Origin of the sequence: Acinetobacter sp. 12966, assembly GCF_031196995.1 — a bacterium.
GTDB lineage: Bacteria > Pseudomonadota > Gammaproteobacteria > Pseudomonadales > Moraxellaceae > Acinetobacter > Acinetobacter geminorum.
The window spans coordinates 132,333-143,967 of sequence record NZ_JAVIMC010000136.1; the positions used below are offsets into that span (position 1 = coordinate 132,333).

The 11,635-nt window shown below is 39.4% G+C and carries 13 protein-coding genes and 2 pseudogenes; 12 read left to right on the forward strand and 3 right to left on the reverse strand.

Annotation, left to right across the window (positions count from 1 at the left end; translation table 11 throughout):
• Positions 1 to 385 precede the first annotated feature (385 nt).
• The 10 genes and pseudogenes from RFW85_RS19515 (at position 386) to RFW85_RS19560 (ending at position 8,796) form a co-directional block, all read left to right on the forward strand.
• The gene (locus RFW85_RS19515) at positions 386 to 940 is read left to right on the forward strand and encodes a TetR/AcrR family transcriptional regulator (RefSeq protein WP_170249616.1); all 555 of its coding nucleotides are present in this window, start codon (positions 386 to 388) and stop codon (positions 938 to 940) included.
• 25 nt (positions 941 to 965) lie between these two features.
• A pseudogene (locus RFW85_RS19520) lies at positions 966 to 1,406 on the forward strand (DMT family transporter); the annotation flags it as partial.
• 78 nt (positions 1,407 to 1,484) lie between these two features.
• Positions 1,485 to 2,552: a bifunctional DNA-binding transcriptional regulator/O6-methylguanine-DNA methyltransferase Ada gene (ada, locus tag RFW85_RS19525; protein WP_309171805.1), complete on the forward strand. Its 1,068-nt coding sequence runs from the start codon at positions 1,485 to 1,487 to the stop codon at positions 2,550 to 2,552.
• 121 nt (positions 2,553 to 2,673) lie between these two features.
• Entirely contained in the window at positions 2,674 to 3,438 is a 765-nt protein-coding gene (locus tag RFW85_RS19530) for an SDR family oxidoreductase (protein WP_108011128.1), read from the forward strand.
• Between the two features lie 77 nt (positions 3,439 to 3,515).
• Positions 3,516 to 4,448, forward strand: coding sequence for an IS5 family transposase (locus tag RFW85_RS19535; protein ID WP_170249614.1), 933 nt, complete (start codon positions 3,516 to 3,518; stop codon positions 4,446 to 4,448).
• Positions 4,449 to 4,585: 137 nt separating this feature from the next.
• Positions 4,586 to 4,888, forward strand: a complete 303-nt coding sequence (locus RFW85_RS19540) for a LysR substrate-binding domain-containing protein (RefSeq protein WP_309171809.1) — start codon at positions 4,586 to 4,588, stop codon at positions 4,886 to 4,888.
• 121 nt (positions 4,889 to 5,009) lie between these two features.
• Positions 5,010 to 5,618 carry a paraquat-inducible protein A gene (locus RFW85_RS19545; protein WP_005068380.1) on the forward strand — a complete coding sequence of 203 codons (609 nt, stop codon included), beginning with the start codon at positions 5,010 to 5,012 and terminating at the stop codon, positions 5,616 to 5,618.
• A complete protein-coding gene (locus RFW85_RS19550; protein WP_032005373.1) occupies positions 5,615 to 6,424 on the forward strand; it encodes a paraquat-inducible protein A in 810 nt (269 codons plus the stop codon). The genes RFW85_RS19545 and RFW85_RS19550 overlap by 4 nt, the downstream gene beginning before the upstream one ends.
• A 7-nt stretch (positions 6,425 to 6,431) precedes the next feature.
• Positions 6,432 to 8,099: an intermembrane transport protein PqiB gene (locus RFW85_RS19555; RefSeq protein WP_170249613.1), complete on the forward strand. Its 1,668-nt coding sequence runs from the start codon at positions 6,432 to 6,434 to the stop codon at positions 8,097 to 8,099.
• Complete coding sequence (locus RFW85_RS19560) at positions 8,089 to 8,796, forward strand: membrane integrity-associated transporter subunit PqiC (protein ID WP_025465951.1); 708 nt, start codon at positions 8,089 to 8,091, stop codon at positions 8,794 to 8,796. The genes RFW85_RS19555 and RFW85_RS19560 overlap by 11 nt, the downstream gene beginning before the upstream one ends.
• 105 nt (positions 8,797 to 8,901) lie before the next feature.
• On the opposite strand, the gene RFW85_RS19565 is transcribed toward RFW85_RS19560, so the two are convergent.
• Positions 8,902 to 9,357 (reverse strand): Rrf2 family transcriptional regulator, encoded by a 456-nt coding sequence (locus RFW85_RS19565; protein ID WP_170249612.1) that lies wholly within the window; start codon positions 9,355 to 9,357, stop codon positions 8,902 to 8,904.
• 105 nt (positions 9,358 to 9,462) lie between these two features.
• Between RFW85_RS19565 and RFW85_RS19570 the strand changes: the two genes are divergently transcribed.
• The gene (locus tag RFW85_RS19570) at positions 9,463 to 10,368 is read left to right on the forward strand and encodes an NAD(P)/FAD-dependent oxidoreductase (protein WP_170249611.1); all 906 of its coding nucleotides are present in this window, start codon (positions 9,463 to 9,465) and stop codon (positions 10,366 to 10,368) included.
• Between the two features lie 16 nt (positions 10,369 to 10,384).
• Positions 10,385 to 10,591, forward strand: a pseudogene (locus RFW85_RS19575) (hypothetical protein); the annotation flags it as partial.
• A gap of 60 nt (positions 10,592 to 10,651) precedes the next feature.
• Here RFW85_RS19575 and uraH read toward each other — a convergent pair.
• Positions 10,652 to 11,053 (reverse strand): hydroxyisourate hydrolase, encoded by a 402-nt coding sequence (uraH, locus tag RFW85_RS19580; RefSeq protein ID WP_000167346.1) that lies wholly within the window; start codon positions 11,051 to 11,053, stop codon positions 10,652 to 10,654.
• Between the two features lie 10 nt (positions 11,054 to 11,063).
• On the reverse strand, positions 11,064 to 11,531 hold the full coding sequence (locus RFW85_RS19585) for a heme-binding protein (protein ID WP_014207181.1): 468 nt from the start codon (positions 11,529 to 11,531) through the stop codon (positions 11,064 to 11,066).
• Positions 11,532 to 11,635 lie beyond the last annotated feature (104 nt).

Genomic DNA, 11,635 nt, shown 5'->3' on the forward strand with positions numbered 1-11,635 from the left:
GGACACCTTCGGGTGTGCTGGTTTCCTTTTGTACCAGTCTGCTAACCCTTCTAGTCTTGCCACCATTATTTAGCAGTAATTGGTAAGACTCTTCTAAATCAAAAGGAGTCCGCCGTTATGCGTACTATTTCTTCTCTCTCGTTGGCAACCTTTGCCAAATTCTTTCTATCCATACCGTTTAAACAGTCTTTAAAACGATTTAACCGACTTTAGGTTTCTATACCTTAAGAATCTTTACGACTAAAACATAGCAACAATAAACCAGAGATAGGTGAGCACACCATTATTGTGCGGCTTTTGCATGCCTGTATTTAGCACTCATTTTAAGAGTGACGGCATTTCTATCTCTTCTATTTACAACAAAAAATTATTTTAAGCGGTATACATGAAAAATTTAGAAGTTTCATTTAGAGCAACGCGAGCGCCTTATACAGCAGCAGATTTATTTAAACAATACGGCTTTAACAAGGTCGGGGTGGACCGAATTGTTAGTGAAACTAAAATTTCTAAAGCCACTTTTTACAACTACTTTCACTCAAAAGAAAGATTAATTGAAATGTGTTTGTTGGTTCAAAAAGAGCACTTAAAAGAAAAAGTGAGAGCTGTAAGTGAATCTCGTCAATATCCAGATTTGTCTCTTACGCTTAGACAAATTTACCTTTTACATGCTGACTTAAAAGGTGCGTATTATCTGTTGTTTAAAGCGATTTTTGAAATTAAACAGCTTTATCCAAATGCATACCAAACCGCAATTCGCTATAGGCGATGGCTTAAAAATGAAATTTTCTGGGTTCTGCGAGAATCTAAAAAAAGGGCTACGTATGAAGAATCGGATATTTTTGTATTTATGATTGATGGGGCGATTTTGGGGCTTTTGACTTCAGATAGCGTTGAAGAGCAAACCAAATTGTTAAATTACTTTTTGGTGAGGGTTGCCTAAATTTATTTAACTAAAGAATCACTATAATGAGTTAGCAGGTTTAGGCTTGGTTCTTATTGCTACTAGTCTGTATTCGATATCTGTTCTAATGACTAAAAAATTAACTAACACACCACCGTTATTAATTGTGCTTATACAGACTTTAAGTGGGGCCATTGCCATGACCCCGTTTATATCGGTTTTTGTAAACCCACCGATAGGCCAACAATGGTTCTTTGTAATGGGGTTAGGGGTTCTACATACGGCATTTCTTTATTATTTAATGTATTCGGCAATTAAGAAAATACCTTTAAATAACATTGCGATTTTATCTTTTATTTATCCTATATCGACCATCGTAATTGATTATTTATTCTTTGATCATGTGCTGACTAGTACTCAAATTTTAGGTGCAAGTTTAATTTTATTGGGTGTGCTCGGAGTAAAGTTGCATTGGAATGTTTTTGCGTTGAAAAGATTAAAATAGCAATACCAAGAGTTTTGCTTATCAACAAAGTTGCGAAAATAAGTCATTAAATATTAAATTGCAATTGAGGTGAGCAAAATGAAAAATCAGTGGATAACAGACGAAGATAGATGGCAAGCAATTGTTGATCGAAATGCGGAAGCTGATGCATATTTTGTTTATGGCGTGAAATCCTCAGGTATGTACTGTCTGCCATCAAGTACAAAAAGACTGCCTAAAAAAGAAAATGTAGTTTTCTTTGAGAATGCCGTGCAAGCCGAGAAAAATGGTTATCGAGCAAGCCAAAAAATACAAAACAGACTCTCAAATGCACCTGATCCAAAGCTTGTAGAGAAAATCGAGAAAGCGTGTAGATACATCGAACTACATGAAGAAAACTTGTCTCTATCAGTTGTGGCAGAGCATGTAGGAATGAGCGCATATCATTTTCACCGAGTTTTTAAGCAAATTACTGGCCTGACACCCAAAGGCTATGCTGATGCGCATAAAAGTAAAAAGCTAAGAGAAAACCTAGATGAAAATATCAGTGTGACTGATGCAATATTTAATGCAGGTTTTAATTCAAATAGTCAGTTCTATGAAAATTCAAGTTCGCTATTAGGTATGACAGCGAAAGAATGGAAATCTGGCGGTAAGGGTGTGCGTATCTTTTTCGCCATAGGAGCTTGTTCTTTAGGAGATATTTTAGTTGCTCAAAGCCAGAAAGGAATTTGTGCAATTTTGCTAGGCGATGACCCTGAAAAGCTTTTAAATGATTTACAAGATAAATTTCCGGAAGCCGATTTGATCGGGTGTGATGATGAGTTTGAGCAACTGATTGCGCATATTGTCGGGTTTATTGAAGCGCCACAAATCGGATTAGATTTACCTCTAGATATTCAAGGGACTGCATTTCAACAAAGAGTATGGCAGGCCTTAAAAGAAATTCCTGCGGGGCAGACAGCCAGTTATTCCGATATAGCCCAAAAAATAGGTTCACCTAAAGCCGTTCGGGCCGTTGCAGGGGCGTGTGCAGCAAATATGTTAGCTGTTGCTATTCCATGTCATCGTGTCGTTCGAAATGATGGTTTTATTTCTGGTTATCGTTGGGGCGTTGAGCGTAAACGTGCATTATTAGAGAAAGAAGCAGAACTGGCACGGAACTAAAATTGTTTTAGTTGGCTGTTTTATAGAGTTAATTTTTTCAAAATAGCAAGAATCAGAGAGTCTATTTTCTTCGGGTTACTCAAAATATATCCATCAATTTAATGAAGATGGAATTGAGAGTATGAGCAGATTAAAAGACAAAGTGGCTATTATTACGGGTGCAAGTTCAGGTATAGGTTTAAGTGCCGCATCGCTATTTGTAGCGGAAGGCGCGAAAGTTATTCTGGTTGCACGCCGTGAGCGTGTTTTAAAAGAACTTTGCGATAGTTTGAATCAAGATGGCGTCGTTGCGCACTTTATTGCAGGGGATCTTAATGACCCTACAATCATGCAAAAAGCGATTGATATGGCTACGCAATATTATGGAAGGTTAGATATTGCATTTAATAATGCTGGTATGTTGGGAGAATACCAGCTTACTCACGTCACAACCGATGAAAATTGGAATCATGTTATTCAGAGCAATTTAACCAGTGCGTTTCAGTCGGCTAGAGAGCAGCTTAAAGTGATGTTAAAGCAAGGCTATGGCTCAATAGTGTTTACATCCTCTTTTGTTGGTCATCATATAGGGTTCCCTCAAATGGCGGCCTATGCTGCAAGTAAAGCAGGACTCATTGGTTTAACCAAAGTGATGGCGGCAGAATATGCAACTTCAGGCATTCGAGTAAATGCACTTTTACCCGGTGGAACAAATACTTCAATGGGCCAAGAAGCGGCACCTTCTCCAGAAGTTCTAGAGTTTGTAAGAAGCATACATGCGATGAAACGTTTAGCTGAGCCTGATGAAATTGCGAAAGCAGCGCTCTTTTTAGTGAGTGATGATGCAAGCTTTATTACAGGAAGTGCTTTACTCGCTGATGGTGGAGTGACTATTTGTAAAAGCTAGATTGAGAATTAATAGATAGGTAAGGCTTTGTTGCACAAAGCTATTCTTAAGGGCTTCTTCAGCAATATAATTTTCAAATGAAGAAGCCTACACACAAAATCTACCGCACAACCAATTGGTCCGCATATAACCGAGCTCTCATTAATCGTGGGAATATTGCCATTTGGTTCGATCCAAAGACCCAGTGGTATGCACAATCACAAGGCAAGCATGGTCGAAATCAAACCTATTCTGATACTGCCATCCAGTGCTGTCTGATGATCAAATCCCTATTTCGATTGTCTTTACGCATGGTCACAGGTTTTGTTCAAAGTCTGATTAACCTTTGCGGATTAAATTGGGCAGCACCAGATTACAGTACGCTTTGTAGAAGACAAAAGCATATTGATATTCAAATTAGCTATGAAAAGAGTTGCAATGGACTGCATCTACACGTCGATTCCACGGGCTTGAAGTTTTTAGGTGAAGGTGAATGGAAACGTAAGAAACATCAACCTGAATACCGTCGCCAATGGCGTAAACTACATATTGGGATAGATTCTAAAACCCTACAAATACGAGCAGTTCAGCTTACAACCAATAACGTGAGTGATTCGCAAGTCCTTGTGGATTTACTAGATCAAATTCCGTTGAATGAACAAATTGATTCAGTCTATACAGATGGAGCTTATGATACAAAACAATGCCGTCAGGTCATTGCAGATCGACAAGCACATGCAGTGATTCCTCCTAGAAAAAATGCGAAGCCTTGGAAAGATACAAAGACCAGTTCGCTAGAGCGAAATGAATTACTACGAACAGTTAAACGTTTCGGCAGGACACTATGGAAAAAATGGTCAGGCTATCATCGGCGAAGTTTGGTCGAAACCAAGATGCATTGCATCAAGTTATTAGGCGATAAACTCAGTGCGAGAAACTTTCAAAGCCAAGTCAATGAGATTCATGCACGAGTGGCAGTATTAAATAGATTTATCGATTTAGGCAGACCTCACACCCGAGTTGTCACTTAAATTTGAGTAGATATGGGAAATCCTAGTTTTTAAATCTTTGTGCAACAAAGCCACTCAAAAGTATTGAGACAAATTGGTTGTTTTGCGCTCATACTCATATTCAGCAAATCATTGAAAATAAAGTTTCCATTCCACTCGTGGTATTGCAGCAACCGTGTATGCTAAGGCAAATGGCTATTGAGGCATTGGAACAGGTTGGGCAGGCTTGGCATATTGCTTATGAGTGTAATTCTGTTCAAGCGTTATGGCCTGCTGTAAGGGCGGGTATTGGTATAAGCTTGAGATCATGTTTTCAGATTCCTTCAGACATTCATCGCATAGAAAGCGATGTATTGCCGGAACTTAAGCCTTTAAATTTTGGTCTCTATTTCAATTCCACCACACAATCTGTACATATTATTCAGCAGTTTCAACAATATATTGAACAGCACCTACGGTAATTTTCATCTCAAAATTTATGATGACTTGGATAGTTTTTCGATTGATTTATATTTTAATTTATCTTAGTAATAAAAAGAGCTTTGTGTGACACAGTAAAATGATAAACCTTAGAGTATAACTATGAAGCTTAAAGAATTAGCAGGTTGTGAGGAATGCGATACTGTCTATCGTAGAACCCCGCTTGCTTATGGAAAAAGAGCTTATTGCTTATGCTGCGGTGCTGAACTCTATCGGCACACCAAACCTTTTTCGACACTGTTGGCTTTAATCTTAACGGCGTTGATCGTATTTGTTATTGCCAATAGCTTTCCTATTGTAAAAATTGAATTGCAGGGCAACATCTCTGAAACCACTTTACTTGGTGCGGTCTGGGTAATGTTTCATTATGATCGGGCTTTTGTTGGCATTCTTATTTTAATCACCACTTTTATTGTGCCACTTTCCTATCTTTTATTACTCTCCTATGTGTTGGGCACAGTAAGCGTATTGAAGAAAAGACCCACATTTTTAGTATTTGCCTTACGTACACTTTATTTTATGAGAGTGTGGGGAATGGTTGAGGTCTTCTTAATTGGAATCTTGGTCACGCTTGTGAAGTTAATGGGAATGGTGTTGGTGATTCCCGAGATTGCGTTATGGGCATTTGCGATTTTAAGTGTATTGTTGGTCTATATTACTTCCATAAAGGTGAGTGATATATGGAACGAAATTGATAGGTCACTGCCATGAAAACGATAAAAAATGTGACCCAAACACAAATCTCGCAGCAAGGGTCAATGCTTAAGCAATATCCAAGAGCCAAAGATCTCTCATTAATTGTGTGTCATTGCTGTGGGGTTGTAAATTCTGCTCAAAATGAAAAGAGACGACTCAACCAAAGCCATCAGGTGTTACGTTGTATTCGTTGTAATAGCGTGCTGCATTCACGTAAACCAGCGAGTTTAAATCGAACTTTTGCCTTAGTGGTGGCTGCGACCATTCTCTATATTCCCGCCAATGTACTTCCAATGACGGTGACTGACTCACTGTTGGGTAGCCAGCAAGATACCATCATGAGTGGGGTCATTTACTTTTGGCAAAGTGGAGACTATCTGGTTTCAGTGGTCATTTTTATGGCCAGTATTTTTATTCCCATGCTAAAGCTACTGATTTTGTATTTTTTATTGGTGGCGGTATATCTTCAACAATCGTCAGCATGGAAGTTTTTACCTGAGCAATGCGTTAAATTATATCGAGTTGTCGAGTTTATCGGCCGTTGGTCAATGATTGACGTATTTGTGGTGGCACTTTTAACAGCGCTCATTCAGATTCAATCACTTGCTACGATTTTAGCAGGGCCGGGTTCGATCGCTTTTGGTGCGGTTGTCGTGTTAACCATGTTTGCATCTTTAAGTTTTGACCCACGACTTATTTGGGATAACTTCTACGCATCTCAAAATACAAATAAACCTTCTACTTTTGCCTCAAACAAAACCAAGATTATTCAGGCTGAACACCCGCCGTTGAATAATGATTCCATTAATCCCAGTCAATAAAAGAACAATGAGTATGTCTGAAAATGAAATAACCCCTGGTAACTCAGATCGTCGTGATCCAGATGTTGAACTGGATAGCGTGAATGATTTGCCAGAACCCCAAGAAAAGAAAAGTCGGTGGAAGCCTCTTTTAATTTGGCTCATTCCATTGGTTGCTCTTTTAATCGCGCTTTCATTAGCGATAAAAGCGCTCTTGTCTCACGGCCCGACCATTGACGTATCTTTTAGGACGGCTGAGGGATTGGTCGCGGGTAAAACAACGGTCCGTTATAAACAGGTCGATATTGGCGTAGTACGGCAGATTGATCTTTCAGAAGACCGTTCACACGTGATTGCCAGAATTGATTTGCGTAAAGATGCCAGTAACTTTGCCGCAAAAGATTCACGGTTTTGGGTTGTGCGACCACGTATTGGGACGAGTGGGGTTTCAGGAATAGACACATTATTGTCAGGTTCATATATTGAAGTGGATGGTGGTAAGTCGGAAGAGAAAAAGCTCGAATTTACTGGCTTAGAGGTACCGCCAGTGATTACTGCTGATGTACCGGGCAAAGAATTTTTCTTAAATGCAGATGACTTGGGGTCTTTAGATGTCGGTTCTCCAATTTATTATCGTCGAATTAATGTGGGCCAAATTACAGCATATAAATTGTCTAACGATGGTAAAACTGTAGAGCTACAAACTTTTATCCGTGCACCATATGATAAGTTTGTCACCACCGACGCACGGTTTTGGCAGGCGAGTGGCATTGATGTGAGCTTGAATGCCTCAGGATTTAGTTTAGATACTCAATCGCTGGCAAGTATTGTCGCGGGCGGTATTGCTTTTGGAATTCCTGAAAGTTCGCGTGCTACCACAGCGGCAAATCATAGTCGCTTTAATCTGTGGGATTCGAAAACTGAGGCATTAAAAGAACCGGATGGGCAACCTCGTGGTGTGATCATGTACTTTGATCATTCATTACGTGGACTGTCTGTTGGCGCACCAATTGATTTCATGGGCATTGAAATTGGTAATGTTAAATCGATTAATGCAGAGTTTTATAACAACTATAAGCAGATTCGTATGCGTGTTGAGGCGGTTATTTATCCGTCACGCGTTGAGAATGGACAGGCACTCAATCCAAACAGCAATATTTTCAAAGATTTTGTTGAACATGGATGGCGTGCTCAAATGAGAACAGGCAACCTTCTCACGGGCCAAAACTATATTGCCCTAGATAAGTTCCCTAAAGCTAAGCCAGCCACATTACAAATTTTGAGTGATGACCGTGTAGTGATTCCAACTACACCAACTGAATTGAGTGGCTTACAAGCACAAGTTTCTCAGATTGCTGACAAGTTAACTAAATTCCCGTTAGTTGAGATTGGGCAAGATGTACGTAAAACGCTCAACAATATGAACACAGCCATTGAGTCTACCGACAAACTGGTTAAACAGTTAGATGGAAAAGTTGCCCCTGGTTTACAAGCAACCTTGGACGATGTTCGTAAAACTGTAAGATCGTCAGAGTCTATTTTGTCGAGCGATGCGCCGTTACAACAAGACGTACGCAAAGCATTACAGCAAATGACACGTGCGGCTGCTTCATTACAGTTAATGGCAGACTATATTGAGCAACATCCTGAATCAATTATTCGTGGTAAGACACCAGAGACCGATGATGAAAAATAAAAACACTCTATCTTTTCAACATCCTAAAGCAGCCAACTGGCTGCTTGGGAGCGGCCTGTTTTTAACGGCTGTTGCCATGACGGCATGTTCGAGTTCGCCAACGCCAAATTATTATACGATGTCCCCTAAAATTACTGCGGCTACAAAATCAACTGTGCAGGTGATTGAGGTATTACCTGTCGGGATTCCAGACCGATTGGACCGTGCGCCTTTGGTACTCCAAGACAGTAGTGGTAAGTCTACGGTGTTAAACAATGAACGCTGGACATCGACCATGGGTACGCAATTACGCGATACCTTGTCGGCGGGTTTACAGCAAAAATTAGGGGCAATTGACAGTTATAGCAGTGGGCTAGCTGGAAACAATCAGCCTTTATATCGAGTTTCTACAGACTTTTCTCATTTTGATATTGTAGATAAAAGCTATATTAATATTGCAGTGTCTTGGGTAGTGAAGCGTCAAATACCGCCCACTCAATTAGAGTCAAATAATGCAAAAGTCATCACGAATGCAGGATCTCAGCTCAATTGTCGAATTGCTTTTAAGCAGCCGATTGATCAGAAAGCTAAAAAGATGGAAGGTATTGTGAATGCTTCAAGTGAAGCAATGACTCAAATCATTAATACGGTTTCTTCTTCAATTGTGGCGCTAGATTCAAACAAAAAATCGGTTATTAGCAATGGTGTCTGTTCTTAATATTAAATCTATACACGTTTTATCCGGTTAAATGCCGGATAAAATTTGATAATTCCATCCGGTTTTGAGTTCTTTAGTTGTTGGTTAAAAGCTGTGAGGAAAAATTTACTCATGTGAGTGTTTTAAATCCCATCCTTTTTCAATACAAATTTGATCAAATGATCTTGCAAGATCGGCTAGGGTAGTTTCTTTTAAACGTTGAATCAAAATCGCCTGTGCAGCTTGAATACTTGTATCTAGAGCTGCATTGACGACTTGTTCTACAGCACATTCCGGATTTTTTCTTTCATTGCCGATTGCAAAAATTGTAGGTTCACCAACAGCCTTATAAATATCAAGAAGCGTAATTTTTTCTATATCTCCTATTAAGTGCCAACCACCGCCAGGCCCTTTCTCTGATTGTACAAAGTTAGCCTGTTTTAACCCAGTCATGGTACGACGAATAACTACAGGATTAGTTGATAACATTTTGGCAATTTCTTCAGAAGTAAAACTGCGATTTTGCCTCGCCATGTGTAAAAGCACATGAAGTATTCGGGAAAGTTTATTGTCTGTACGCATAAGCACAAAAAACAGCGCGATCAATAGAATGTATAAAATGTAACATGAAAAGTTGCAAATTAAAATAAAAGGCATTAATGTAACTTCATAAGTTACTTATTAAGGGTGAATAAAATGCTGTATGACGTTGCGATTATTGGTGGCAGTTATGCGGGTTTATCAGCAGCAATGCCGTTGGCCCGTGCACGTAGAAACATTGCAATAATTGATGCAGGGCAAAGAAGAAATCGTTTTGCTGAATATTCTCATGGATTCCTTACCCAAGATGGAACTCAAGCTAATGAAATTGTTGAAATTGCAAAAAAACAATTAGAAGTTTATAGCACTGTTGAATGGCAAAATGGGAGAGTTAAAAAAATTGCAAAAATAGATGAAGGTTTTTGTATTTGTATTGATGGAGTGTATTCCATTCAAACTAAAAAAATTATTATTGCGGCAGGAGTTAGTGATCAGTTGCCAGAAATAGCGGGTTTGGCTGAAAGATGGGGGAAAACGGTTTTTCATTGTCCATATTGCCATGGATACGAGTTAGAAAAAGGAAAAATCGGTATTTTGGCCACGTCAGAACACAGCTTACAATTGGCGATGATGCTGCCTGATTGGGGCCCAACCACGTTTTTACTTAATGGAAATGATCAACTCATTCATACAGAATGGCATATTTCCTTACAAAAACGTGGAGTGATTGTAGAGCCATGTCTTATTCAGGAAATCAGAGGTGAGGCAGAGATTGTGTTTACCGATGGAAAGGTTATTGCTCTGGATGGACTGTTTATTCCAACACGTACATATATTACTCAACCTTGGCTGGCCGAGCTTGGATGTGAAGTCGAAGACACGCCGTTTGGACAAATAATCAAAACAAGCGCGACAAAAGACACCACGGTAAAAGGGGTTTTTGCTTGCGGTGATATTGCACGTTTAGGTGGTTCGGTACCATTCGCAGTTGCAGATGGAATGATGGCAGGGGTAAGCGCTCACCGTTCGCTTATTCTTAATGGTTCATCGTAAATTAGGAAAACTGCATTCTACTAAGATCATCACGAATGCAGGATCTCAGCTCAATTGTCGAATTGCTTTTAAGCAGCCAATTGATCAGAAAACTAAAAAGATGGAAGGTATTGTGAATGCTTCAAGTGAAGCAATGACTCAAATCATTAATACGGTTTCTTCTTCAATTGTGGCGCTAGATTCAAACAAAAAATCCGTTATTAGCAATGGTGTTTGTTCGTAAAACGCATCGTTTTTAATCAACCCCTTTACTTGTGCACAACAGATAAAGGGGTTTTTTATTTTAGTTGCCTCTATAGGTTGAATAACCGTAAGGGCTAAGTAGTAATGGAATATGGTAGTGATTTACGCTTCCATCGACTTTAAAAATTACTGGAACCTCGGCAAAAAAAGTTTGTTGTTTGTTCTTCTTAAACCAGTCTTCTGTTTTAAAAGTAACTTTATAAATACCTTGCTCTAGTTTTTTATTTTCTGGATAGAGCGCAGTAATACGACCATTTGAATCGGTCACTTGCTGGTTGAGTTTAACCCATTGGTTATTGGTGTTTTTCTCTAAAACGACTTCAACCTGAGAAGAGGGTAAACCCGTTTCTAGATTTAACACGTGCACACTTAGCGGATTAGTTTGTGCAAATGTAGCCGAAGCTATAAATAACGAAGATAAAGCAATAAATGATTTAGTCATGATGAACTCCTTATGAATGAAAAACGGTTTCAATGGCTTTGCTTGCACATTGATTGTCATTTTGTGCGCCGCCAGCACCCGCAACCCCAATGGCTCCGATCACTTGGTTCTCAAAACGAACAGGTACGCCACCGCCTAACAAAAGTAAATTTGCTACGGTAGTTAAATTTTTTGCATCGGGGTTTTGATTACTGTTTTGGCTTAAAACTAAGGTCGATGTTTTGGTAGATAACGCGGTATAGGCTTTTTTCTCGGCAGCCATTAAATTATGCGGACCCACCAGCTCATGCCGTTCGGCAGTTAATGGATTACCGCCACGATCTACAACAACAACCGCAATATTTTGGTTTAGTTTTTTACATGCCTCTTTCGCACTGTCGGCTAACAGGTGGGCAGTTTTGAGATCTAATGAATAAACTTGATTCAAAGCAGGGGGCTGTGCAAAAGTACTATTACCAAATAGCACGGCTGCTAACATCAGCCAGTTCAATTTTTTCATAATGATTGCCTCTAAGTCGCTTTGAAAATCTTAAACAAATTGCTTAATTTCAAGCATGACAATCACATTACAAAGTTGTCATC

What these genes read in the sequence shown, in the direction of transcription:
- RFW85_RS19535 (WP_170249614.1), top strand. Translation starts at nt 3,516, where the DNA reads ATGAAGAAGCCTACACACAAAATCTACCGCACAACCAATTGGTCCGCA.
- RFW85_RS19560 (WP_025465951.1), top strand. Translation starts at nt 8,089, where the DNA reads ATGAAAAATAAAAACACTCTATCTTTTCAACATCCTAAAGCAGCCAAC.
- RFW85_RS19585 (WP_014207181.1), bottom strand. Translation starts at nt 11,531, where the DNA reads ATGTTAGCAGCCGTGCTATTTGGTAATAGTACTTTTGCACAGCCCCCT.
- ada (WP_309171805.1), top strand. Translation starts at nt 1,485, where the DNA reads ATGAAAAATCAGTGGATAACAGACGAAGATAGATGGCAAGCAATTGTT.
- RFW85_RS19530 (WP_108011128.1), top strand. Translation starts at nt 2,674, where the DNA reads ATGAGCAGATTAAAAGACAAAGTGGCTATTATTACGGGTGCAAGTTCA.
- uraH (WP_000167346.1), bottom strand. Translation starts at nt 11,053, where the DNA reads ATGACTAAATCATTTATTGCTTTATCTTCGTTATTTATAGCTTCGGCT.
- RFW85_RS19565 (WP_170249612.1), bottom strand. Translation starts at nt 9,357, where the DNA reads ATGCGTACAGACAATAAACTTTCCCGAATACTTCATGTGCTTTTACAC.
- RFW85_RS19545 (WP_005068380.1), top strand. Translation starts at nt 5,010, where the DNA reads ATGAAGCTTAAAGAATTAGCAGGTTGTGAGGAATGCGATACTGTCTAT.
- RFW85_RS19515 (WP_170249616.1), top strand. Translation starts at nt 386, where the DNA reads ATGAAAAATTTAGAAGTTTCATTTAGAGCAACGCGAGCGCCTTATACA.
- RFW85_RS19555 (WP_170249613.1), top strand. Translation starts at nt 6,432, where the DNA reads ATGAGTATGTCTGAAAATGAAATAACCCCTGGTAACTCAGATCGTCGT.
- RFW85_RS19550 (WP_032005373.1), top strand. Translation starts at nt 5,615, where the DNA reads ATGAAAACGATAAAAAATGTGACCCAAACACAAATCTCGCAGCAAGGG.